This is a genomic window from Bacillus sp. RIT 809, from assembly GCF_016892495.1.
GTDB lineage: Bacteria > Bacillota > Bacilli > Bacillales > Bacillaceae_G > Bacillus_A > Bacillus_A cereus_U.
Window position 1 is genome coordinate 284,314 of sequence record NZ_JAFEMR010000001.1, and the last position, 24,968, is coordinate 309,281.

The following is a 24,968-nucleotide window of genomic DNA, read 5'->3' on the forward strand; positions in this document are numbered from 1 at the left end:
TTAACGCCCTTCTTTCTCGTTCACGCGACCTACATACTCCATAACCATATCTGTTGTAACAAGTTTACGCTGCGGCGCAACGCCGCGTTTTGCAAGGTCATTAATTTGCTTTGTTACCATATTAATTGCATCAACTGAGAAATGTTTTCCATTTGATGCAAGTGCGATCGCAGCCTCAATTGCTGCTTCGCGTTGCGCATCTAATTGTAAAAATATTTTTACAATCTCATTTTGTTTACGAGAATGTGCTGTAATTGCTTTATGTACTTCCATCTTCTCTTCCCCCTAATAATTTATACTTATTTGTTTAATTTCATTGCAAGCCGAATCATATCACGACATACAATTCCATTTTCAATAATCTCTTCTTCATAATGCTTTGAAAAGTAATCAAAATCAATAGAAAAAATACGAAATCCACATTTTTGATATAACGCAAGTTGTGAAATGCTAGAATTACCTGTACCAACTTCAAGTTTGTACATATTATATTCTTTAGCTTTTTCTATTGCATGCAACAATAACCCCTTACCAATACCTTTTCCTTGCATATGTTCTACAACCGCAATATTCATAATTTCCATTGTCTTTGGTCTTGTTTCCAAAAGCACATATACACCGATAATGCTTTCTTCTTGTTTAGCTATATACGTAAACCCTCTCTGTACATATGCATCAATTTGGCGTTCACTTGGATCAGCAAGGAGCAATAAAGATTTCGGTATAGCTTCTTTCGAAATACGCTCTACTACAACAGACATAAAAATTCCCCCTTCCCTATTGTTCTAAACCCCCCTTGTCTACCATAGATAATAGAAAGGAGGGATTCACCATGGACAACAATGAGAAAAAATGCAACGTCATCTCTATTGATGGAAAGAAAAAGAAGAGCGACACATATTCCTATCCAAAATTAGTAGTAGAAAACAAAACGTATGAGTTTTCTTCATTCGTCTTATGCGGTGAAACACCAGACGGCAGACGCTTAGTTCTTACCCATATGATTTCTACTGATGAGTTTGCAGGGTTTGTAAAATCTTTAGATACTGTACTACAAAAGAAAATTGAACGAATCTTTTTTTCATAACGGCTATTTAATATAAATTTCTTTTTCAATTTCTACTAACTGCTTTTGTAGCTCTTCTTTACTTTGTTCATATAGTGATACATCAATTGTTTCAGCTAAAGCGAATAATATACTTTCATAATAATTCTCAACATCTTGCTGCATCACTTTTTGGAATAGGTTCCATTTTGCATCCCACTCTTGCTTATAGTGATGAACGAATAAATCTTCTTCATCAGCTACATAGTTTGATACGAAAGGTTCTAACACTCCTTTAGCGTCTTCTTGCATAAAAGCTTTATCATTTTTTTCAAAAAAGCTTTTCTCATTTTTAAAATGTGCCAGTGCCTTTTTAAAATCTTTTATTTCTATTGAAGGAAACGGCTCTTTATGTGTAATAACTTTATATCCATAATCCACTGTTCCACCCATAGAAATCGATTCATTTTCCACTTTGCAATTCACAACAATTTCATCCTTTGCACGCTTCATCGCTTCATCTATCCATTTTTCAAGACGTAATGATGTCGCACGCATTTCTTGTAATAAATCATGTTGAATAAATGAAACTAATTCCATTACACATTGTTGCAACTGCATTTTTACATTCCCGTCTGTTCGTAACGACGCCGGATTAATAAATTCAGTAAACACATCGTTATAGCGTAAAAATAGACGTTGGTGTACATAATAAAGCAATTCTTTCACTTCATTTTGCATTGCTTGCTCTTCAGCAAGTACACTATATGATGAAATAATATGAAGTAGCTGATCACGCTCTGCTTCATATTTTTTTGTTTGCTTCTCTTTCTCATCATTTCCCTGCTTCGCGCCATTTATCATATTTACAAGAAGCTGATTCGCTCCTTGCAATGCACTATATAAAGCGTGCACAGATACAAGCATTAAATCCCTCATCATAAAGGACGTAAATGATTCTTCAAACTTAGCAATCCCAGAGTTTTGTAAAATACCATACTTTTCTTTATCAATACTTTTCCCTTGCTTTTCTTCAAGTGCACATAAACTTGAAATTGCAAATAAACGTGGATTTCTAATACCGTATTGTAAGAGCTGATCCGCAATATAACCTTTTACCATTTCAAGTTCTTCTTCGGATTGTGCTAAATCGGCAGCATTTATTAAGAAGAACATTTTATCAAGTGCAAATGTATCCTTTACACGACCGAGCTGAATTAAAAACTCACGATCTGCGCGAGAGAAAACATGATTATAGTATGTTACGAATAAAATAGCGTCTGCGTTTTTAATATACTGAAATGCAACATCCGTATGACGAGCGTTAATAGAATCCGCCCCTGGTGTATCTACAAGCGCTACTCCTTGCCTTGTTAAAGCACAATCATAATAAAGCTCCATATGCTCAACAAAGCATGATTTTTCTTCATTAGCTACATAATCAGAGAACTCCTCTAACGTAACTTGTACTTGTTCCCCTAAATGATTAGCAACTGCCTCATATCCTTTTTGTACCGCTCGTAAAAAGCTAAATGTTGTTTTTTGCTTCCCGCTTGGTGAAGGATATTTCATAATTTTATCAATTTGCGTTAACGCTTCTTCCAATGTAGCAATTTCATAGTGAAACATTTTATAAACAGCTTTCATATCTTCTAACAGCGCTTGCTCTGATTTAAACTGGACAATTACCGTTCCATGTGGTTTCTCTTCTGTAACTGGCAAAATTTGATTTATTGTTGCTGTCGTTGGGTTTGGCGATACAGGAAGTACCTTTTCACCAAGCAATGCGTTAGCAAATGATGATTTCCCAGCACTAAAAGCTCCAAATAACGCTACTGTAAATTGCTTCGTTTCTACACGCTGTCTTTTTCCAACTACTTCTTGCTGTAAATGTTTCATTGTAGGCAATGGATCTAATATCGTTTCAGCTTTCTTCACTTTTTCTAATATACGCTGAATATTTAAAGCTTTCGTTCCTTTAATCTCTTCTTCACTAGCCGCTACGTTGTCATTTACAATTTCTTGCTCTTGTAGTGTAAACTTCTCACTAACAATTTGTTTTTTACTTTGTAATATTTCGTCTATTTGTAATTCATCTGGTATAGAAACATGTTCATTCCAAATATCTCCTAAATAGATCTCATATTCCTCATACTTCTTAATGTATTGTAATTTCGTTTCTTTTGCTGTTTGTAACATCGTGTATTTTTCAATTTCTTCTTCAATACGAGCAATCTCTATCTTCACTTTCTTCTGCAATATACCCGTACTTTTCCCGAAAATTTGCTGAGATTTCATAAAGTATCTTTTCTTTAACTCATTTGCAACGTCAGCAGTATAAAGAAGTAAGTAATCACCGGTAAATCCAGCCCCTTGTTTAATTGTTTCAGCCAACACTTCCGGTCCGAAAGCAATCTCTAACGCATATATGTCTTTCCCTATTTCTTCTGTAAATAACCCTTCTTCTTTTAAGAAGGCTACAATAAATTCTTTCACATGAAAATCAAGTTGCGTTTCAACAGTCTTTTGAAGAGCAGAATAAAAAGCATCTACACGTCTCTGTTTTTCTTGCTCCGTCTTTCCTTTCGCAAATAACAAACCAACTTTAAACTTCGTTAATTTCGTTTCTAAATATTCATTTGCCAATTCTCTCATTTCAAATGGCATTAAATACGCGTTATCTAATATGGCTTGTAAACCTTTTATAAATTCATTTCTCACATCAGATTCTTTACTAGCCGCGCGATTTTTATTTTCAGTTAACTCTTCCTTTTTTTCAACTATCTCTGAAAGTGACAGTGGTGATGTTAATTCTTCTTCATATTTCATAAGATGTTTTTCATTTTCAGAAAGAATAAACGAACAATGTTCTTGCAGTAAATATTCTGTTTCTCGCTCCATTCCCTTTCTTACATACTGCTCTTTTTCTTTCATGATAGAAAAAATTAATGCTTCTAAACTTTGAATTTCATTGTATGGATGATTCATCATTCGCAATGATGTATAAAAAATACCATCCACTTCAATATCCCAGTTAGAAAAAGACTGTTTTACACTATCTCTATACTCTTCAAACGATAACTCATTTGCTTTATGTTTATCTATTTGGTTTACAACGAGATAAACCGTTTTATTACGTTGTTTCAATTCTTTAACAAATTGTAAGTTAACCTCTGATTGGACATGGTTATAATCCATCATATAGAAAATAACATCTGCTAGATGCAGTGTTGATTCTGTCGCTAATTGGTGGGCATCATCCGTAGAATCAATTCCGGGCGTATCAACTAACATAACCCCATCAGGAATTGGCGCATCATTTCGATAAATATGAACACCAATTACTTCATCACCGTCTTTACATATTTGTTTTAATTCTTCTGCTGAATATGCGCCGTCATATTCATACTGTTCTCCAGACTTAATCGTTACAACAACGCGATCAGATCCTCTTTCAATTTTAACGACGTTAGCACTCGTTGGAATCGGACTTGTCGGTAATAATTGCGCTTTATATAGGTGATTCATCATTGTCGATTTCCCCGCAGAAAAATGACCACAAAAAGCTAGCATAAGCTGCTCTTGTTTATATTTTTGAATCAATTCAAACAACTTCAAACTATTCTCTACATCGCCGTTTTTTTGCCACTCTTCATAAAAACAAACAAGTTTTTTCATACCGTTTGTCTGTACTATGTTTGTCATCCCCTTGTTCCCCTTTATCCAAGATGTATATACTTTATCCCGCTATTTGTGGGCAGTAAAAGCCCGTTTCGTGCGGTATAATAATCAATGAGGGATAGACCTCCCCGCTGATTAAAGTTTCACTTTATTATCATACTAAATTTTCAGCATATTCACATCAAAAATAAAAAATCCCTTTCATTCTTTTTACAAATGAAAGGGATTTTATGTAATATTATTCATTTTGTTGTTCCTACTCCATTTAATACATACTTTGTAACACCAACATATATAGCAATCGTTCCTGCAACAAGTGCATACACCATATTAACACACCAACCTTTTTTGATAATGATTATCAATTTTAAATACATTTTACCATTAAAGAGAATCATTATCAACAATTTTCTAAAAAAGAAAGCTCCTTCGGGAAAAGGAGCTTTACTGCCTGTTTTAAAGAAGTTTAAAACTTGCTGTGCACTCTTATTATATCTCATAATGCACATCTTAACAGTTTTAAAAATTGGAAATCTCCTCTATACCCTTCACCTTACATTTTGTATAATAAAAGGGATTTACTTAATAAGGAGGAAAATAATGACACGAAATATTCCACAAGGCGAGAGGATACACTCAATTGATATCATTAGAGGAATAGCTGTACTAGGTATTTTTCTTGTTAACTGGCCAGTTATTGCCGGAGTTGACTCAAGTGAAATTTCAGGGATTTACGAAGGAGTAGACAGCTACATCCGCCTATTTTACGATATGTTTATTCAAACGAAATTTTATACTATTTTTTCGTTTTTATTCGGATTAGGTTTTTATATCTTTATGAATCGTGCTGAGGCGAAAACAGATCGTCCAAAAACTTTGTTTGTTCGCCGTCTTCTCATTTTATTATTATTTGGGTTCTTGCATTATGTTCTTTTATGGGACGGGGACATCTTACATAGTTATGCAATCGCTGGATTTTTCTTATTGTTATTTTATAAGAGAGAACCTCGTACTATTTTGATTTGGGCATTAGTTCTACTAAGCATTTTTCAATTTTTAATGCTAATTACTAGCATTGGAATTGCCTTAATGCCAAGAGATGAGCTAGGACTCTCCTTACCAATCATGCCATTAGAAGACTGGATGTTACAAATACAAAATCGTTTCCATGCGTTTTATTCTGAAGCAATTGGGCTAAGTGCATTCATGCTTCCAGAAACAGTTGGATTATTTTTGCTTGGTTTATATGCTGGCAAAAAAGATATTTTCCGCCGCTCAAAAGAATTAGATCCAAAACTAAAAAAATGGCAAATTATTATGTTCGTTTTAACATTACCAATGTGGTTCTTTATGGTTCGTTATTTCTTGTCAAAACAACCTTATGATCCGATTTATATGAGTGCCTTTACAATGTTTAGTGGAAAAACATTATTCATCTTCTACATTTTCACACTCATGCGCTTATTACAAAAAGAAAGATGGCAAAAATTATTACGACCATTCCAATATGTCGGACGAATGGCGTTAACAAATTACATCACGCATACAATTGTTACATTACTTGTATTCGGGCTATTGTTCAAAAATTATTATCCCGCTCCATTATGGGTCGGACCACTATTTTGCATTGGTTTCTACACGTTACAAATTTTCATTAGCCGCTGGTGGCTTTCTCGTTACCAATACGGACCACTTGAATATATATGGCGCCTTGGTACGTACGGTAAGATGATGCCACTTAAAAAGAAAAGCAAGGTCTCCTAATGAGACCTTGCTTTTCTATGCTTCTCTTACTGCACTTTGCATCGAAACTGGCTCTTCTTTTACTTTCACTTTACGCTGCGGCACCATATTAAATACAATATTTAAAAGTACTGCTGATGCACTTCCAAGTACAATTCCGTTATCAGTTAAAATACGAATATTTTCCGGAAGCTGTGAGAATAACGTTGGAACGACTGTAACACCAAGTCCGATTCCGACAGAACATGCAACGATTAATAAATTCTCTTGTTTTCCAAAATCAACACTGCTTAACATTTTAATGCCATACGCCATTACCATGCCGAACATTGCTAACATCGCACCGCCAAGTACTGATTTCGGAATAATTGTTGTAATGGCTGCGATTTTAGGAATAAACCCAAGAGCAATTAACATACCACCACAAGTATAGATAATAACGCGATTTCTTACTCCAGTTAATTGAACAAGGCCTACGTTTTGAGAATATGTTGTGTATGGAAATGCGTTAAAAATACCACCTAGAACCATTGCTAATCCTTCTGCGCGATAGCCTTTTGTTAATTCTTTTTCACCGATCTTTTTATTGCAAATATCAGATAATGCAAAATATACACCTGTTGCTTCCACAATTCCTACGCAAGCAACGAGAATCATCGTAATAATTGGCGTTAATTCAAATGTTGGTGTACCAAAGTAAAACGGCTGAATACCGTGGAACCAATCTGCCTCTCCAACCGCTTGCAAGCTTACTTTCCCCATAAATGCCGCAACGATTGTACCGAACAAAAGACCAAGTAATATAGAGATTGAACGGATAAATCCGTCAAAGAAACGATACATAATAATGATAAATAATAAAACACCAAATGCTAAAGCTAAATTTTCTAAACTTCCAAAATCTTTGCTTCCAACTCCTCCAGCCATATCATTAATAGCTGCTGGAACAAGTGTAACCCCAATGACTGTAACGACAGATCCTGTTACAACAGGAGGAAACAGTTTTACAAGTTTCCCAAATAATTTCGCGAAAATAACAACAAATAATCCCGCAGCAATAATTGCTCCATATATAGAGGACACGCCGTATTGTTTACCAATTGCAATCATCGGTCCAACCGCTGTAAATGTACAACCAAGTACAACCGGAAGCCCAATACCGAAAAAGCGATTTGATAATGCTTGTAAAATCGTTGCTACGCCGCACATTAATAAGTCGATCGATACTAAATACGTTAATTCTTGTTGATTTAAACCAAGTCCCCCGCCAACAATAAGCGGAACAATAATTGCGCCAGCGTACATGGCAAGCATGTGCTGAATGCCAAGCGATGCAATTTTAAATGGGTGCTGCTTCATCCTTAGTTCACCTCCGCAGTTTCTTGCTGTACAAATGTAACTGTGCCGTTATCAAGTGATGCAATTTCTGCTAGTGATTCAACACGAACACCCTGTTCACGCAGCTTCTTTCCTCCATCTTGAAATGCTTTTTCAATAACAATGCCAATTCCCGCAATACTTGCCCCGGCTTGCTCTACTAAATTCATTAAACCTAAAGCAGCCTGACCATTTGCTAAGAAGTCATCAATAATTAGTACATGATCATTTTCATCAATATGATTTCGAGATAATGAAATCTCGTTCGTTTCTTGTTTTGTAAATGAGTATACTTCCGCAACATACATATTATCTTGTAACGTTAACGATTTACGCTTTCTTGCAAAAACTACTTTTACACCAAGCTCTAAAGCAGCCATAACCGCTGGTGCAATGCCTGAAGATTCAATCGTCACGATTTTTGTAATGTTCTCTTCTTTAAAACGCTTAGCAAATTCTTTTCCGATTTCTTGCATAAGTACTGGATCAATTTGATGATTTAAAAATGCATCTACCTTTAATACATCACCAGATAAAACCTTTCCTTCGTTCAAAATCTTTTCTTGTAATACTTTCATGTTAGTTCCTCCTCTTATGCAAATAAAAAACTCCAAAAGCCGCCACCACTCGTTACAAGTGAGAGACGTGCTTTTGGAGTTTCGCAAAAAAGAATGCTAAACAAGCAAATATATTCGTCCTCACTCATAGTCAAAGTATTTACGGTACTTCGGTAGAAACTTGCAGGCCATATCCCCGCGATTATATGAGTGTAGCTAACTTATTTATTTATAGAAGGATTATAACGCACTTTTTTCACTTTGAAAAGCATTTATCGAAAAAAACACGTACAAATTTTATGAAAACACCGTTTTCGTTCGAGTTTTCCCAACTTTCACATTTCATATTACAACGTTGTTAATATGATAGGACCATCCTTCGTAATCGCAATTGTATGCTCATATTGTGCAGATAATTTCCCATCCATCGTCCGTGCAGTCCATCCGTTTAAATCTACTTTAGAATATCGCATACCGGCATTTACAATAGGTTCAATTGTAATTACCATTCCTTCTTGTAATTCTGGTCCTTGCCCTGACTTACCAAAATGAAAAATTGCTGGTTCCTCATGAATTTCTTTGCCAATTCCGTGTCCCGTAAAATCTCTTGCAACAGAAAATCCTTCAGAAGCTACATAACTTTCAATTGCGTATCCAATATCTCCAACATGGTTACCACTTATCGCTTGCTCAATCCCTTTATATAAAGCACTCTCTGCTACTAACAATAACCTTTTTGCTTCATCAGAAATATCTCCAACTATATACGTCCATGCAGAATCCGAGAGCGCACCATTTAAGTTTACTACCATGTCAATTGTCACAATATCTCCTTCACTTAAAGGAACATCTGTTGGAAACCCATGACACATTTCATTATTCACAGATGCACATATTGCGTATGGATAATCGTTATACCCTTTCTGTTCGGACCTGGCACCATGCTCTTCTAAATATGCTTCAACAAACGTATCAATTTCTTGTGTAGTGATACCTGGTTTCATCATTTTTGCAATTTCTCTATGACAAGAAGCTAGTAACTTCCCCGATTCATGCATCAAATCTATTTCATTTTTCGTTTTAATTGTAATCATACTACCTCTACCTCTCCTTACTAAACTTGCTATTTGCTACTAAACTTCAATCATACACATCCTCTTCCAAAATTTCAAAACTTCTAATTACAACAAGTACAAAAACAAACATCATTTATTTCTGCATCAAAATAAAAAAACAGAAGCCCCCTTCTGTTTCTTAATCATTTTTACATATATAGTTCATTTTCAAAAACTCAAAACAACTGCCATTCGTTTTTTGAATAAACGTCCCAACTGCTTCGAACCCTGCTTTTTTATATACTTTGATTGCCCTTTCATTAAATGCCGCTACTGATAATGTTATATAGTCACAGTTATATTTTTCTTTACTAAAATCTAATCCAGCTTTTACGAACTGTAAACCTAATCCATTGCCTGTTATCTCAGGTCTCATTCCAAGGCCTATATCAACCGTTTGATTATTTATTTTACAAAAACTAAAGAAGCCAATTATACTATCGTTTTCTTTCACGACAAATGTAGTACTCCCTCTCATATGAGCATTTAAAAACTCCACTAAATCTTCTTGATCTGCCTCTATATCATAAAAAGAATACTCGCCTTCATAATGCCAGTTGTATGCAATTTCTTCTGCTTCCGCTTGCGACATTACTGTAAACATATAGCCCATTTCTCTCACTCCCTCATAAAAAAGAGCTGCAATTAAGCAGCTCCTGTTTTATAACTCATAAATCTCTTTATATTTAGCTTCTAAATAATCAGCTAAGTAGTTTGCATTTAAACCTTCACCTGTCACATCTTTTAAAATTTCAAGTGGTTTTTTCGTTTTGCCGTATTGGTGAATATTCTCTGTTAACCATTCACGAATTGGCGTCACGTTTCCTTCTTCTAATAATGCATCAAAGTTTGGAATATCCTTTAGCATCCTTTGTTTAAATTGCGCTGCATACATATAACCAAGCGCATAAGATGGGAAATATCCAAATGAACCGCCAGCCCAGTGAACGTCTTGTAATACACCTTGTGCATCATTCTCTGGACGAATACCTAAATACGTTTCCATCTTATCATTCCATGCCGCTGGTAAGTCCTTTACTTGCAATGTGCCATCAAATAATTCTTTCTCCAGCTCATAGCGAACCATAACATGAAGCGGATATGTAAGTTCATCGGCTTCTATACGGATAAAGGATGGTTTTGACTCATTAATCGCATCATAAAACTCGTCTACTGATACACCGTCAAATTGACCGTCACTATATCGCTTTAACAAATCATAGTTTTTCTTCCAGAACGACTTATTACGGCCAATGAAGTTTTCAAAGAATAACGATTGTGACTCGTGAATTCCCATTGATGTTCCACTGCAAAGTGGTGTTCCTTCTAGTTCCTCTGCAACATTTTGCTCATATACAGCATGACCACATTCATGAATCGTGCCGAAAACAGCCATACGGAAGTCTTTCTCATCGTAACGAGTCGTAATACGAACATCCCCTCTATTTAATGTAATTTCAAAAGGATGTACCGTTTCATCAAGACGACCCGCTTCAAAGTTATAGTTCAATTGTTTTAATAACTCTAAAGTAAAATTCTTTTGTTTTTCTTTTGAAAAATGTTCAGCTAAAGCATTTGTTTTTAATTCTTTTTTAGACTCAGAAATTTCTTTCACAAGCGGAACGATACGTTCACGCAGTTGACCAAATACATGATCTAACACTTCTACTGTGATTCCCGGCTCATACATGTCTAATAGCGTGTTATATTTGTACGTTTCGTAACCCCAATATGTAATAAACTTCTTTTTGAATTCAACAATTTTTTCTAAATACGGACGGAACATTTCGAAGTCAGATTTTTCGCGAGCTTCTTCCCATACACTTTCCGCTTTCGCTTCTAATTTCACATACGCTTCATATTCCGCTTGTGGAATTTTCTTATTTCTATCATATTCTTTCCGACACTCTTCAACCATTTTCTTTGTCGTTTCAGAAAGTTTATTTTCAACAATTAAAGATTCTAGTTCAGTTAAATAGTTCCCCATCTCATCTGAAGTCGACATCACAAACACTTCGGATGAAAGCATTCCAATTACTTCTGAACGCTGGTCTACTCCTTGCTTTGGTGCACCTGTTCTTAAATCCCAAAACATTAAGCTTAATGCTTCTCCATAATTCTCTATCTTCTTCACATATGTTAAAAATTGTTTTTCTACTTCATATGTAGCAACTGTCATAGTATAAAAAAACCTCCTTTTTCTACCTCAACCTTATTTCGACATTAAAACATAAATTCCTTTTCTAATAGAAAAAAAAGCTTGGCAAATGCCAAACTTTTCCCTACAATATTTTTTCGCTTAAAGTACTTTTCCTTCTACCGGAAGCACTTTCTTCACTGCTTCTATCACTTTTTCATCTTCATTATCTGATAAGAATAATGATATAGCACCTTTATCTTCACTTGTACGAATTAAACGTCCAATTCCTTGGCGAAGACGTAAAATCATATAAGGCACATCTACGTCCCAGAATGGATCATTCACATGTTTACGCTTCGCTTCAAACACAGGATCGTTTGGAGGGAATGGTAATGACCAAATAATAACGTGTGATAATGATGAACCAGGAATATCTAAACCTTCCCATAAATGCACAGCACAAAGTACAGTCTCTTCTTCATTTTGGAAACGAGAAACGAGCTGACTAATTTCCTGATCCCCTTCATATAAGAACGGAACCGACATTTGCTCTTTACTTACATACTCTTTGAACGCTGCAAGTTCTTGCATTGTACGGAATAATACAAGCGTACGTCCATTTGTTTTCTGGATATTTTCAAGTGTATATTGACACTTTCTTTCCCATTCATTTTCTTTCGTATGCGATAGTAAGTTTACTGCCATTTGCTCTTCATAATCAAACGGTGAGGCAACTGAGAATGATAAATAATCTTTTACCCCTAGACTATTTGCTGTAAATGCGAACGAATCGTTATCCGATAATGTTGCAGATGAGAAAATGTACGGAATTTTCTTCGAGAATACTTTTTCTTGTAACACTTCTTCAACTGCACGTGGCATAATAACTAACGTGAAAGCACCATCACTTTCTTCACCCCACGTAATTACATTTTTCTCGTGCATGAAAAGACGAAGTGAATGCTCTAACACATCTAAATGCTCATCAACAATATTTAAATCGTATGTGTTTACTGTATGCATTTCACTTTCAAATACTAATGCATCACCGACTTCACCGATTTTCGCATAAAGTCTTTTCGCTTCTGCAGTTACCTTTTCTGTCACAGTAATTTCTAAACGATCAGAACCTTCAATTTCCTTTTTATTCTCTTGTAGTACCCCAAAGAATTGTTCAGTTTGCCAAATTGTTTCTTCTACTAAATGTGCGAACTCTTCACGAATATCGTTTTGTAATAATCTCGTTAAAAGTTGCTCCATCATCGTTTGTTTTAAACGGTACGTTAAAGCTTTTTGAGCTGCATACTCTACAAGATGTCCTTCATCGAATACAACGCAGCTACTTTCTGGTAATAACGGAATTTGCCCTTCACGTTTACGTGCATCATATGTCCAAATATGATCCATATAGAAGTCTTGAGAACAAATAATTAAATCTGCAGCTTTACGATAATGTTCACGAGAAAGTGTTTGACCACAACGATGACGAGAATCACAAGTGAAGCAATCTTGGAAGTAATCCCAGTTTACCTTTGACCATTCCTCGTCATTTAACAGTGGAAATTCTTTTCGATCACCATAGTGAGTAAAGTTCTGCATCGTACCATGATCGAATACGAACTGAGGTAATTCGTAATATACATCTTCAATTACTTCTGGAGCTCGTCCACTCATAACATCTTCAAGTTTACGCAAACATAAATAATTATCCATTGATTTCGCAAGTCTAACATCAACAGATAGCCCTAATGCTTCAGATAACTTAGCAATGTCTCCTTCTTCTTTCACAAGCTGCTCAATTAACGTTTCATCTGCACAAGCGATAATAGCTGGCTTCCCTGTATAACGTGCATAACAAATTGCATATAGAAGATATACAATTGTTTTCCCTGTTCCTACACCTGCTTCTGCAAACATAACTTTCTTCTCTTGGAAAGCGCGTTCTAACTGAAACGCCATAAAAATCTGTTCATCACGCTCTTCAAAGCCTTTTTCCGGAAGAATGTCGTAAAACACATCTCCAATCCACTCATTCAACTTATCATAAAAATTATCTTGTTTCCCTACTTCAAATGGTAACCTATTCTCAGTAAACATCCTTAGCCTCCAACCAAACAGTTTTTCTATAAAAAGATATAGCAACTGCTACTCACATGTGTGCAGCCACTTTCCCCTGTTGCAATACATAGAAATACACGAAAAAAAATTTTCCTTTCGAAAAAGGAAAATTTTTTTCTATATTAATGACTTTAAATACCGTTTATCAATCGCTGTTTCATGTGAAAGAGCTGACAAATATTCTTCCTGCGCTTTTTGTATTTCATCTACAATCGCACCTTGACTATCCACTTCTTTTCCGAGCTCATCATACGTACGGTGAATAGCTTTTTGAATCATTGATAATTGAAAACTATCCATATCACTTCCTCCTTTACGCATTACATAATAGCCAGTATATGCGCGCTGGAGGAGTTTTATACTATGAATTACGCGGTGGACGTTTTCCAAAGTATTGATAGTAATCTGTACGGATAAATCCGTTAAACAGTTTACGCTTTTTCGATGCATCTTTTCCGTAACACTTCTCAAATGCTTCATAACTTGTTAATAAATACATTGACCACGTATCTAATGGGCGGAATACCTCTCCCGTTTCTTTATATAATTTTTCAACAAGCGCTCTTTCACTTAAACGTTCTCCGTATGGAGGATTCGTTACAACATAGCCATATTCCTCTTTTGTCGTGAAATCTTTTACTTGCATTTGTTTAAATGATATAAGATCCCCTAATCCAACTTCATCTGCGTTATCTTGGGCAACTCTTATCATACGGTGATCGATATCTGATCCAATGATTTGCAATGGTTGATTATAATTTGCTAAATCTTCAGCTTCTTGACGAGCTTCACGCCAATTTTGTTTACCAACCCAGCCCCATTCATCCGATGCAAAGCCTCGGTTAAATCCTGGTGCGATATTTTGTCCAATTAATGCAGCTTCAATTGGAATTGTACCAGATCCACAGAAAGGATCAACGAAAGGACGATCCGGCTTCCAGTTTGTTAACTTAATTAAAGACGCAGCTAATGTTTCTTTTAAAGGCGCTTCACCTTGCTCAAGACGGTATCCACGTTTATGAAGACCTACACCACTCGCATCGATTGTTAACGTTGCAATATCCTTGAGCATTGCAATTTCAATACGGAATAACGGACCATCTTCTTCAAACCATGTTGTGCGTCTATACGTTGTTTTTAATTTCTCAACAACAGCCTTTTTAACAATACGTTGGCAGTCTGAAACGCTAAATAATGTTGATTTCAAAGATTTCCCAATAACAGGGAATTCACCGTTCTCTGGAATATAATCTCCCCAGTTTAACGCTTTTGTTTTTTCAAATAACTCATCGAATGTTGTTGCTTTAAATTCGCCGACTTTAATTTTCACACGGTCTGCAGTACGTAACCATAAATTCGTACGACAAATCGCTTTTTCATCCGCTTCAAACGTTACCTTTCCGTTTTCCACTTCACATTCATAACCAAGATCGCGAACTTCTCGGGCAACTAACGCTTCAATACCCATTGCCGCTGTTGCAATTAAAGTAACTTTTCCCATTTTCATTCACCTCTTATGTATAATCAAACAATAATTAATAACATGTTGTCCTATTAATTATCACATATTACGAAGAATATTCTCACTTACCATTTTAACTCACAACTTATAACTTCATACAAATAAAAAGCCCTCCTCTAACAAAGGAGAGCTGAGTTATTTCATAGTTGGTTCATAACGTTCTGTAAGCCATGTTCTGTTCCTTTGTACTGCAAACGGCTCACGCCTCGTACTCCGGTGGTAATCATCTATCTACAGGTTACGAAAACCTGTCCTTTTCCGTCGTTCATTTCCTTGGAAAAGATTCCCCTACCATTATTTGGGTTTCTCGCTCGTGGGGTTTACCTCGTTCCACTCCTATCATTTCTTCAAGGACTTCGTCACTGTGGCACTTTAAAGGTAGTCAAACCATATCCGAAAGGACTTAGGTTTTTTCCCTGCCGTTAAACCAGCCTCACAGCCAGAATACCCTAGCTTATGACTTGGCTAGGCACGAACACTACAACCATCTCAGGCTGTGCGAGCATGGACTTTCCTCTACAACGTTGGCGTTGCAGCGATTACCCAAACGTTATGACAAACATTAGTATAGTGGAAACAAAAAGATTTTGCAATGTTTTTTTCTATGTAAAATACTTTAACCTTTTTGTTACCTTAATTTATTCGTATAACTTACTTCCAAATACAGCTTTTTCTAAATTAGATAGACGTTTTAAAATATCCGTATTCGTATTGTTATATACTGGTTGTGCAACTGGTGTTTGTACCGGTTGTTGCGGAACTTGTGTTGCCGCTACTTTCTGCTCTTCTAATTCACGTTTCAAACGAGCATTTTGTTGTTTTAATTGATCAAATTCCTTATGAAACGCTTCATAATCTTTAATAATCGTATCAAGAAACTTGTCTACTTCTTCTTGTTGATAACCTCTCATACCTGTTTTAAATTCTTTTTCTAAAATATCTTTCGCTGTTAATTTAATTTTATCCGAAATCATTTTCTTCACCTCAAATTTTTGCCAAAGCTTTCATTAACTAAATTTTTTCAGAAACAATGCCTTTTGTCAATCAAATATACGAGTACTATATTACATATTACTCTGCATTATTCCACTGTTCCTCTTCCATTATATCTTGTAAATCAGAAAAAAGAATGAAATAACTGTGATAATTTTCTATTTCTCCTTTTTTCTTAGCTGCTTCTACAATATATTTAGGGCTCCCAGACTTTTCTTCATCATATACAGCTAAAAGTGCATCGCTTTTTTCAATAAAAAATTGATTCTTTAATTTAAATTGCTCTGGGCTTTCGTACTTCCGTTTCGTAATACTATCAATGTGATCTGCTTGCGAAAGAATAAATTGGTAATATTCACGGTTATCTTCCTTCCAATTTTCTTCTTGTTCTAAAAAAGGAGTAAATACCGCTAATTTTAAATCTGGATATTCTACTTGAATTTCAAAAACAACTTCCGCAGCCCATAACTCGACTCCTAATTGACCACTTATAATAACCCATTCCAAACCTTCTTCTACAAAAGCAGTTAATTTGCGACGCAGCGCCTTTTTTATACATTCTACTCCTGGATGATCATTTTTAAATATTCCAAGTTCAAATGGCTTATATCCTGTTACAGCAACAACTTTCATATCAACACTCCAATTACAAAAAAAGAACTAGCATTTTGCTAGTTCTAACATATCATTTACTTTTTAAACATTCCACCAACATTTGGTCCGATATTTGGTCCAAATGGTGATACATTCGGTCCTGGTCCAAATGGTGATACATTCGGTCCTGGTCCAAATGGTGATACGTTCGGTCCTGGACCAAATGGTGATATTTGATGACCGTGGTGATGACCGTGGTGATGACCATGACCACATGGTCCACATCCACCGCCAAATCCACCAACAGATCCGCCGCCAAATCCACCAACAAATCCTGGATCACCAGGATCTACAACATTTACATTTGAGTTTGTTTGCGGGAAGAAGTTTTGATTTTTAATTTGTTGATGATGTACGTGTGTTGTATGCGTTGGGAAAATGTGTGGCACCACCGTTGTTGAAAAAGAATGTGTTACGCACTGTTTTGCCGGATGAATGACAGGAGCAGTTGTACAAATAGGTCCTACAGGCTTATGCCCTCCAAAGCAAGGATGACAATGATGCATAGTTTTTTCTCTCCTCTCTCATTAAAAAAATCTGACTACACTTTACAATATGAGCGAGGGGGTAAAGCCGCTTGTTATATATACCCATTTATTTCATGGAAATTTGTCTAGTATCCAATTTCATACGTAATACCTATTATAGACAACCCCCTACTATTATTTACCAAAAAAGCCCCCAACTTGCTTAACAATCCCTGTTACTTGATTCATCGCGTTCATCATTTGTCCAGCTGTGTTCATCATTTTATTTACATCGTAGTTACCATCTGATGATTTAAATTGTGAAACAAAACTAGAAAACTGACTTGGTTGCTGTTGCTGTTGCTTTTGTTTATTCATCGTTGGATATGGTTGTTTTGGTGGATAAAACATAGCTTGTTGATTTACATATTGAGCTGGTGACATGTAGTTTTGTGAATTCATATACGCTTGCTGTGGTTGATTCGTATACATTTGCTGTGGCTGACTCATATGCGCTTGTTGTGGTTGATTCATATATGCTTGCTGTGGTTGATTCATATGTGCTTGCTGTAATTGATTCATATGCGCTTGCTGTGGTTGATTCATATGCGCTTGCTGTGGTTGATTCATATGTGCTTGCTGTAATTGATTCATATGCGCTTGCTGTGGTTGATTCATATGCGCTTGCTGTGGTTGATTCATATGCGCTTGCTGTGGTTGATTCATATGCGCTTGCTGCTGATTCCCAAACGACACTTCAAATGGTTGATAATAATTTTGGTTTCCATAATGAGGCTCGAAAGGATACATATTATATCGTAAATATGTATCCTCATTATATTGGTACATATTTTGCTGTGCATATGGATTTGTTTGCTGATATACATTAGGTTGTTGAAACATGCATTCTCTCCTCCTTCGCATAAGTTTCTACATATAGAATATGTACCTATAAAATAAAATGTGTGACGGAGTATCTGTCTGTTTTTGTCGGAAGTTTAAATTTTTAAAAAAATTAGAAAGTAAACCCTTCCATGCTATGATAATAAGGAAGAAGATTCTCATTGGGGAGGAATCAACATGGTATTAGGGGATTTAAAACAAGCGTTTTCTCAAAAAAAGGGGTATTACACAGAAAATTCGAATGAACTGTTAGACTTTGCGAGACATTGTTATCTTGAAGGAAAAGTATGCATATCAGATTACCGAACATTAATACGAGAATTAGAAATAAACGGTGCAACAAAACCTACAACAGTGACAGAGGCATAAAAAAACAAGAGGGTTTTCCCTCTTGTTACTTACATTGATCTACGATATTTTGCAAAGTATACGAAATAGCTTGATGAGTTTCAAAGAAACGTTTACCTTTTCCCTTATTAACAAAACATTGTAGCACATTAGTTTGTAAATTATCATACACTTGATCAATTTGTTGTACATGTATATACTTAGGTCGTTCTTCCTTTATCCACCTATAAGCTAATTCTTTCCACATCTCTAACTCCGCATCTACAATATCAACAAATGGCTTCATATCCTTATAAAAATCATATTCAGCCATTTCTCTTTTTTTCACATTCGCTTCATCATTATACTGCATTAACTTCTCCGAGGACTGGATTAATGCTTCATATCCCATTTTGTTCCCACCTTATTATGCAATCACTACGACGTTTTGAAATGTTTTTACCCAGCTCCCTTTTTCTTCGTGATGCACTAATTTATTTTCCATATGTTCTATATGCATTTCTGTTATTTCTATCTTATTGCATATTTTTTCACCTTTACCCTTTAATGCATGATTCATTCTAATCCCAATATTCATTTCCAGCAAATCGAGAGAACTTAACATTTGATCCATTTTTTTCATAACATCTTCCTTCTGAACCATCGCCATATTTAAAACGCCCCCTTCTTTGCCTTTCCTTTGTCATGTAATTTCGCCGATTGATTGATTACTCCTTCTCACATGACAAAACTAGTTGATATTCGTCAAAGAAATCATTTAGTATGCCATTTTTAGAAATGGTAACAATACAAAAAGGAGGTGTATTACGATGGCAAAAAATAAAAACGAAAAAAAGAAACAGCAAAACAAACAACAAAACAAACCTGAGACTGGTAATCCAAAGCTTGATGGTCCAAATTTCCCCGCTACATAAAATGAAACTTTAATCAGCGGGGGTTATGTTCATCCCCCACTGATTATCAGCCCGCACCAATCGGGCGTTTACGGGCAGCAGGGCTCCCAGCTAACTTCTCCAGCTGAATTTTGAGGTGGGAGTTTTACTGCCCGCAAATAGCGGGATAAAATGCCACTTTAATCAAAGTGGCTTTTACAAACAGCTATTTTCTAGTCTAACTTTACCTCTTCGCTTTCGATAAGTGTTGAAGCTAAAGTCGTACTGCAAGCAAATAGCGGATTAGAAAGTAATTTGTTGTAGAGCATATTACTTTTAATAAAGAAGTCCCGCCTTCATTTAGGAAGGCGGGACTTCTTTATTATATCATGAACTCATCTATTCTTTTAACAAAACTACTTAATATAGAAAGAGTATGTATTTGCTCCCTCTTCTTTCTATACCATTCTGTTATATTAATCTCCCCCTTAGGTTTTTCAAGTGAAAATAAAGAATCTATTTCCAATCCTTCACTAAACCAATCTTTTTCTATTAATTTTTCATGAATGACAATAGAATACACATCCCTAAGAGCGGGCGTACCTGATTTCCTAATCCCCCTTATATTACATTCATAATCCATCCTTGATCCTGTATGCCTAGTTTGCACTGCAAATTTATAAAAAGAAGCCTTATACTTTGAATGAAATAATAACCAAGCTAATTGCTTCCCCAGTTCTATACGTTTTTGCAACGTTTCAAATTGATAAACTGAAAATCCATACATTCCCCCTTCCATCATTGGAAAAATAACTGCACTAACGTGAAATATTTCTTGAAATTTGAATAGTGCAGTATCAAATACATGTTTTTGAAAATATGCATTCTCAATTACTGGTTTTTGAATTTTATTTTGTTCATTAATAATAAGTGCCGTCATAAGCCTATTTATATCTTTTTTCCCCCAAAACGCGATCCATTCTTTTTCCATAAAAATTGATATGTTGAAAAATTGTAACAAATGAAAGAGCGGCGCACATCTCTTTTTACTTTCCTCATACAGTAATAGTTGAGGAAATGCATCTAAGAAAATGAGCCAATTGGCTTTCTCATACAAATGAAATAATCGTCTCTTAACTGTTTGAGATAACAGATTAGAATAATATTCTCCTTCTAAGTCTGTCATGTTCCATCCCCCATTCCTTGAAACCATGCTTGCTAAAAAAGACCATCTAATTTCTCTATTTCTCAAATAATATTCTTGGTAAGATTGTGTACGTGAAATATTATCTACGTTAGCTACATCCGTTCTCTCCTCAATATTAAGAACTATAGCTTTTTCCTCTTCTGTACAAAAAATATCATTACGGCTCTGTTTAATTTTTTCGTAATCATTCCATCGAAACATGAGTAAGTCACCATACCTTTCTTGAAAAAGGTCACATCTTTTTTCATTTTTTGATATAATCACCTTTGTAAGTAAATCTTATCAAGTTGGGAGTGGACAAAATATGACCATTCGTTACCCAAATGGAAAAAGGTACGATCAAGCTTCACAACCCCATAAAACACCAATAAAAAAACATACTTACAGTAATAGAGGTATGTCCCTTGAAGAGGAATTGAATGAAACCAATCAATATTACTTAACCCATAATATTGCATGCGTACATAAAAAACCTACACCTCTTCAAATTGTAAAAGTAGATTACCCCGCTCGAAGTGCTGCAGTGGTAAAAGAAGCGTATTTCAAACAACCTTCTACAACAGATTACAACGGTGTATACAAAGGGAAATACATCGATTTTGAAGCGAAAGAAACTAAAAATAAAACCAGTTTTCCACTTCAAAACTTCCACCTTCATCAAATTGAACATATGAAGCAAGTAGTCGCTCATAATGGAATTGCATTTGTTATTATTAAATTTACACTTTTTGATGAATTTTATTTATTAGATGCAAAACATATTATTGCATTTTGGAATCGTCAAAATACTGGTGGACGTAAATCGATTACAAAACAAGAAATAGAAGAGCATGGGTCTTTATTATCATGCGGTTATCACCCTCGAATTGATTATATCCGCGTACTAGACACGGTTTATTTTTCGTGATAGAGTCATCACTAAGGCTCTTTTTTCGACTTTTGGGGGAGAGAATGAAAGGTAGGAGAAAGTATAATGTCAGATAATTATCGTTCTCGTACAGAACGAAATCATGTAAAAAATCAAACGAAGGAAACAAATAAAGAAGAAAAACCAAAGAAAAAAGGTTCCTTTTTCAAAAGATTTCTTATAGGTTGTCTACTTCTTGGTATCGTCGGTCTCGTAGCTGGCGTTTCAGCTTTCTTTGTTATGGTAAAGGACGCTCCAAAATTAGACAAATCAAAACTTGTCAATCCTTTATCAACAAAGTTTCTTGATAAAAACGGAAATTTCTTCTATGAATATGGTGCTGAAAAACGAACCCATGTTACATACGATCAAATTCCAAAAGTAGTGGAAAGTGCATTCCTTGCGACTGAGGATGCTCGCTTCTACGATCATAATGGAATTGATTTTATACGTACTGGAAAAGCAGTTATGGAAAATGTCACTGGTGGTTTCGGATCACAAGGTGGTAGTACGATTACACAGCAAGTAGTTAAAAACTATTTTCTAACAATGGACAAAACCGCAAAGAGAAAAGTGCAAGAGTGGTACTTATCTTATAAATTAGAGCAACAGTACTCTAAACATGAAATTTTAGAAATGTACTTAAATAAAATTAATCTAGGTAATCGCTCTTACGGTATTGCAACAGCAGCAACAAAATATTACGGCAAAGATTTAAAAGACATACAATTACATGAAGCTGCAATGCTCGCTGCTTTACCCCAAGGTCCTAACATTTATGATCCAACTAAACCAGAAAATGTCGAGCGGGCAACAAAGCGTCGCAATCTTGTACTAGGATTTATGGAGCGCCATGATTTTATTACAAAACAACAAATGGATGAAGCAGTAAAAATCCCTGTAACACAAGGACTTCTTCCATCTTCAGAAGTAACTGAAATGAAATACCAAGCATTTTTAGATGCAGTTGTAAAAGAAGTTGAAAAAGAAATTCCTGATATAAATATCGGTTCGGACGGTTTAACGATCCAAACGACTCTTGATCTGGATGCTCAAGACTATGCTGATAAAATAATGGATGGGAATCTCATCAAGTATCCAAACGATCAATTCCAAGGATCATTCGTATTTATGGATACTCAGTCTGGAGAAGTTCGAGCAATTGGCGCTGGTCGTAAAGAAAGTAAGTCTACTTTCAAAGGTCATAATATGGCAATCGATTTAAAACGCCAAGTAGGTTCAACAATGAAGCCGATTTTCGACTATGGTCCAGCAATTGAGAACCTACAATGGTCTACGTATCATCAATTAAACGACTCAGAGTATACGTATTCCAACGGTAAAAAAATACGAAATGCAACAAATAGTTATAAAGGTGACGTTTCACTTCGTGAAGCATTGAAAAAATCATTAAATATTCCTGCTTTAAAGACAGCTCAAGCAGTTGGCCTCAATAAGTCACAAGAATTTGCTCAAGGCTTAGGAATGACATTTAAAGAGGGCAAGGTATATGAATCTACTGCAATTGGTAGTAATGACAGCTCTCCATTAGAAGTAGCTGGTGCATATGCAGCATTCGGAAATGACGGTGTTTATAATAAACCTCACTTCGTAAAAGAAGTTATCTTCCCAGATGGGAAAAAGAAAAACTTTAAGCCGAAAGAACAACGTGCGATGCATGACTATACGGCCTACATGATTACTGATGTTCTTCGCGACGTAGTAAAACCTGGCTCTGGCGGTACAGGTCCGACAGCGTATGTTCCAGGAGTAGACGTAGCAGGTAAAACAGGAACACAAAACTTTGATGAATCTGTTATTAAAAAATACGGTATTCCAGCAGATGCCAACAGAGATAGTTGGTTCGCAGGATATACACCACAATATACAATGGCTGTATGGACTGGTTATGAAAAAGATAGCCCAGAAAATTACATTGGAGATCGTTCTACTAGAATTGCTCAGCAAATGTTCCAAACAATGATGAGCAAATTTGCTACGGATAAATCTCGTTTCGAGCGCCCTTCTTCTGTACAAGAATTAAATGGAGAACTGTACATTAAAGGCGCGAAAAAAGATGCAGTTAAAGAAATTAAAGTAGATTCGCCAAGCGGCCTTAATGTCGCTTTCGATGGCGCTAGCACAGTTACACTGAACTGGTCTGGACCATCATCAAATGTTGATGCATACGCAGCAAGCTATAAAGCTACTGACGGTTCTAGTGGTAGCTTATCAGTAAGCGGTACGACAGCTACTCTTGGTGGTATTAAACCAGGTGTTACTTACAGCTTCTCTGTAGTAGCGAAAAAGGGTACTGGAACAAGTCCTGCAGTTGGTGCATCCTTCACTGCGCCTGGCGGAACTCCAAATGCGAAAAAACCTGACGAAGAGGCTAAGAAGAAGGCTGACGAAGAAGCCCAGAAAAAGGTCAATGAAGATAAACTAAAACAAGAAGAAGCTAAGAAAAAAGCTGACGAAGATCAGCGCAAACAACAAGAACAGCAACAACAACAACAAGAACAACAGCAGCAACAAGAACAACAACGTAAACAGCAAGAAGAAGCTCAAAAGAAAGCTGCTGACGAAGAAGCTAAGAAGAAGGCTGACGAAGAAGCCCAGAAAAAGGCCAATGAAGATAAGCTAAAACAAGAAGAAGCTAAGAGAAAAGCTGAAGAAGAAGCTAGAAAAAAAGCTGAAGAAGAACAGCAACAACAGAATACCGGAGGAGATACACCTCACGCAGACGGAAATGTTGTTACAACAGAGTCTTAATAAACAAAAAAAGAAGTCGGTTTCTCTTAACGAGAAACCGACTTCTTTTTTGTTATCATTTTCTTTACATATAGCTTTTCTATTTCGATATACAACTGCGCTAATTGAATATATGAATGGTAATTACTCGGTTTCTTTATAATAAATGAATATCGCTCCATAAAATTAACAGGTTGTACTTCCAATTTATTTGTATTTACTTGCATCCCATTCAAACTATAAACAGGCTGCTCATTTAACCAATATATAACCGATAGAACGTGAGCTGCAAAAAGAATCATCGGACCTTCAGCTTCTTGTTTTTTTCTGTTCCGAAATAGTGTAGCAATTTCTTCATGCTTGCTTTTCCATATATTTAACACCGCTGGAATACTTGTTTCAATTTCATTCCATGGCTCATATTGTCTTTCAATATCAAATATAAAGTAAGTATTTTGTATTATTTCTTCAAAAGATTGGTCTGTGCGATACGTAATCGAATTTGCACTCTCTTTAAAAAATGGTACGCACCGAAACTCTTTCGGTATTTCTATAACTCGCTCCATCC

At 35.7% G+C, this 24,968-nt stretch carries 26 protein-coding genes, 1 other RNA gene and 1 riboswitch; of the genes, 6 read left to right on the forward strand and 21 right to left on the reverse strand.

The annotated features are described in order from the left end of the window. Positions 1-273, reverse strand: coding sequence for a DUF2533 family protein (locus JTF23_RS01390; protein WP_002149260.1), 273 nt, complete (start codon positions 271-273; stop codon positions 1-3). A gap of 26 nt (positions 274-299) precedes the next feature. Then, positions 300-761 carry a GNAT family N-acetyltransferase gene (locus JTF23_RS01395; protein ID WP_204207940.1) on the reverse strand — a complete coding sequence of 154 codons (462 nt, stop codon included), beginning with the start codon at positions 759-761 and terminating at the stop codon, positions 300-302. A 71-nt stretch (positions 762-832) separates the two neighbouring features. Here JTF23_RS01395 and JTF23_RS01400 point away from each other — a divergent pair, with 71 nt between their 5' ends. After that, positions 833-1,087 (forward strand): DUF3931 domain-containing protein, encoded by a 255-nt coding sequence (locus JTF23_RS01400; protein WP_000369740.1) that lies wholly within the window; start codon positions 833-835, stop codon positions 1,085-1,087. Positions 1,088-1,090: 3 nt separating this feature from the next. Here JTF23_RS01400 and JTF23_RS01405 read toward each other — a convergent pair whose 3' ends face one another. Beyond that, positions 1,091-4,750 carry a dynamin family protein gene (locus JTF23_RS01405; RefSeq protein ID WP_204207941.1) on the reverse strand — a complete coding sequence of 1,220 codons (3,660 nt, stop codon included), beginning with the start codon at positions 4,748-4,750 and terminating at the stop codon, positions 1,091-1,093. Between the two features lie 218 nt (positions 4,751-4,968). Beyond that, a complete protein-coding gene (locus JTF23_RS01410) occupies positions 4,969-5,226 on the reverse strand; it encodes a hypothetical protein (protein WP_002158543.1) in 258 nt (85 codons plus the stop codon). A gap of 100 nt (positions 5,227-5,326) precedes the next feature. Here JTF23_RS01410 and JTF23_RS01415 point away from each other — a divergent pair, with 100 nt between their 5' ends. Then, positions 5,327-6,490, forward strand: a complete 1,164-nt coding sequence (locus JTF23_RS01415) for a DUF418 domain-containing protein (RefSeq protein WP_204207942.1) — start codon at positions 5,327-5,329, stop codon at positions 6,488-6,490. Between the two features lie 15 nt (positions 6,491-6,505). Here JTF23_RS01415 and pbuX read toward each other — a convergent pair whose 3' ends face one another. From pbuX to JTF23_RS01480, 13 genes are all read right to left on the reverse strand, one after another. Continuing rightward, positions 6,506-7,828, reverse strand: coding sequence for a xanthine permease PbuX (pbuX, locus tag JTF23_RS01420; RefSeq protein ID WP_002158545.1), 1,323 nt, complete (start codon positions 7,826-7,828; stop codon positions 6,506-6,508). A gap of 2 nt (positions 7,829-7,830) precedes the next feature. Next, positions 7,831-8,424 (reverse strand): xanthine phosphoribosyltransferase, encoded by a 594-nt coding sequence (locus tag JTF23_RS01425; protein WP_204207943.1) that lies wholly within the window; start codon positions 8,422-8,424, stop codon positions 7,831-7,833. Positions 8,425-8,531: 107 nt separating this feature from the next. Beyond that, a riboswitch (purine riboswitch) is annotated at positions 8,532-8,633 on the reverse strand. A 117-nt stretch (positions 8,634-8,750) separates the two neighbouring features. Next, complete coding sequence (locus JTF23_RS01430; protein WP_002201110.1) at positions 8,751-9,497, reverse strand: type I methionyl aminopeptidase; 747 nt, start codon at positions 9,495-9,497, stop codon at positions 8,751-8,753. A 160-nt stretch (positions 9,498-9,657) separates the two neighbouring features. Next, complete coding sequence (locus tag JTF23_RS01435; RefSeq protein ID WP_204207944.1) at positions 9,658-10,131, reverse strand: GNAT family N-acetyltransferase; 474 nt, start codon at positions 10,129-10,131, stop codon at positions 9,658-9,660. A gap of 48 nt (positions 10,132-10,179) precedes the next feature. Beyond that, positions 10,180-11,697: a carboxypeptidase gene (gene ypwA / locus JTF23_RS01440; protein ID WP_002158551.1), complete on the reverse strand. Its 1,518-nt coding sequence runs from the start codon at positions 11,695-11,697 to the stop codon at positions 10,180-10,182. A 120-nt stretch (positions 11,698-11,817) separates the two neighbouring features. Beyond that, positions 11,818-13,755, reverse strand: a complete 1,938-nt coding sequence (locus tag JTF23_RS01445; protein WP_002158552.1) for an ATP-dependent DNA helicase — start codon at positions 13,753-13,755, stop codon at positions 11,818-11,820. 138 nt (positions 13,756-13,893) lie between these two features. Next, complete coding sequence (locus tag JTF23_RS01450; RefSeq protein ID WP_000376895.1) at positions 13,894-14,076, reverse strand: DUF3921 domain-containing protein; 183 nt, start codon at positions 14,074-14,076, stop codon at positions 13,894-13,896. Positions 14,077-14,137: 61 nt separating this feature from the next. Then, entirely contained in the window at positions 14,138-15,277 is a 1,140-nt protein-coding gene (locus tag JTF23_RS01455; RefSeq protein ID WP_002149278.1) for a THUMP domain-containing class I SAM-dependent RNA methyltransferase, read from the reverse strand. A gap of 180 nt (positions 15,278-15,457) precedes the next feature. Then, positions 15,458-15,849: RNase P RNA component class B (gene rnpB / locus JTF23_RS01460), an RNA gene on the reverse strand. 87 nt (positions 15,850-15,936) lie between these two features. Next, complete coding sequence (gpsB, locus tag JTF23_RS01465; protein ID WP_002149280.1) at positions 15,937-16,272, reverse strand: cell division regulator GpsB; 336 nt, start codon at positions 16,270-16,272, stop codon at positions 15,937-15,939. A gap of 97 nt (positions 16,273-16,369) precedes the next feature. Continuing rightward, entirely contained in the window at positions 16,370-16,924 is a 555-nt protein-coding gene (locus tag JTF23_RS01470; RefSeq protein WP_204207945.1) for an SLOG family protein, read from the reverse strand. Positions 16,925-16,980: 56 nt separating this feature from the next. Beyond that, a complete protein-coding gene (locus JTF23_RS01475) occupies positions 16,981-17,451 on the reverse strand; it encodes a CotD family spore coat protein (protein ID WP_204207946.1) in 471 nt (156 codons plus the stop codon). Between the two features lie 156 nt (positions 17,452-17,607). Then, positions 17,608-18,315, reverse strand: a complete 708-nt coding sequence (locus JTF23_RS01480) for a YppG family protein (RefSeq protein WP_204207947.1) — start codon at positions 18,313-18,315, stop codon at positions 17,608-17,610. Between the two features lie 177 nt (positions 18,316-18,492). Between JTF23_RS01480 and JTF23_RS01485 the strand changes: the two genes are divergently transcribed. Then, positions 18,493-18,684, forward strand: a complete 192-nt coding sequence (locus JTF23_RS01485) for a YppF family protein (RefSeq protein ID WP_002030817.1) — start codon at positions 18,493-18,495, stop codon at positions 18,682-18,684. Between the two features lie 25 nt (positions 18,685-18,709). Here the strand turns inward: JTF23_RS01485 and JTF23_RS01490 are convergent, their stop codons facing one another. Both JTF23_RS01490 and JTF23_RS01495 read right to left on the reverse strand, forming a co-directional pair. Next, a complete protein-coding gene (locus JTF23_RS01490; RefSeq protein ID WP_002158556.1) occupies positions 18,710-19,054 on the reverse strand; it encodes a YppE family protein in 345 nt (114 codons plus the stop codon). A 15-nt stretch (positions 19,055-19,069) separates the two neighbouring features. Beyond that, a complete protein-coding gene (locus JTF23_RS01495) occupies positions 19,070-19,312 on the reverse strand; it encodes a hypothetical protein (protein ID WP_204207948.1) in 243 nt (80 codons plus the stop codon). A 118-nt stretch (positions 19,313-19,430) separates the two neighbouring features. On the opposite strand from JTF23_RS01495, the gene JTF23_RS28180 reads away from it, so the two are divergent. Then, positions 19,431-19,577 carry a phage portal protein gene (locus tag JTF23_RS28180; protein WP_306292139.1) on the forward strand — a complete coding sequence of 49 codons (147 nt, stop codon included), beginning with the start codon at positions 19,431-19,433 and terminating at the stop codon, positions 19,575-19,577. Between the two features lie 340 nt (positions 19,578-19,917). Here the strand turns inward: JTF23_RS28180 and JTF23_RS01500 are convergent, their stop codons facing one another. Further along, entirely contained in the window at positions 19,918-20,943 is a 1,026-nt protein-coding gene (locus JTF23_RS01500) for a DUF2515 domain-containing protein (RefSeq protein WP_204207949.1), read from the reverse strand. Positions 20,944-21,046: 103 nt separating this feature from the next. Between JTF23_RS01500 and recU the strand changes: the two genes are divergently transcribed. Both recU and JTF23_RS01510 read left to right on the forward strand, forming a co-directional pair. Further along, positions 21,047-21,649, forward strand: a complete 603-nt coding sequence (gene recU, locus JTF23_RS01505) for a Holliday junction resolvase RecU (protein ID WP_000155584.1) — start codon at positions 21,047-21,049, stop codon at positions 21,647-21,649. A 66-nt stretch (positions 21,650-21,715) separates the two neighbouring features. Further along, positions 21,716-24,421 carry a penicillin-binding protein 1A gene (locus JTF23_RS01510; RefSeq protein WP_204207950.1) on the forward strand — a complete coding sequence of 902 codons (2,706 nt, stop codon included), beginning with the start codon at positions 21,716-21,718 and terminating at the stop codon, positions 24,419-24,421. A 26-nt stretch (positions 24,422-24,447) separates the two neighbouring features. Here JTF23_RS01510 and JTF23_RS01515 read toward each other — a convergent pair whose 3' ends face one another. Next, positions 24,448-24,966 (reverse strand): YpoC family protein, encoded by a 519-nt coding sequence (locus JTF23_RS01515; protein ID WP_204207951.1) that lies wholly within the window; start codon positions 24,964-24,966, stop codon positions 24,448-24,450. Positions 24,967-24,968 lie beyond the last annotated feature (2 nt).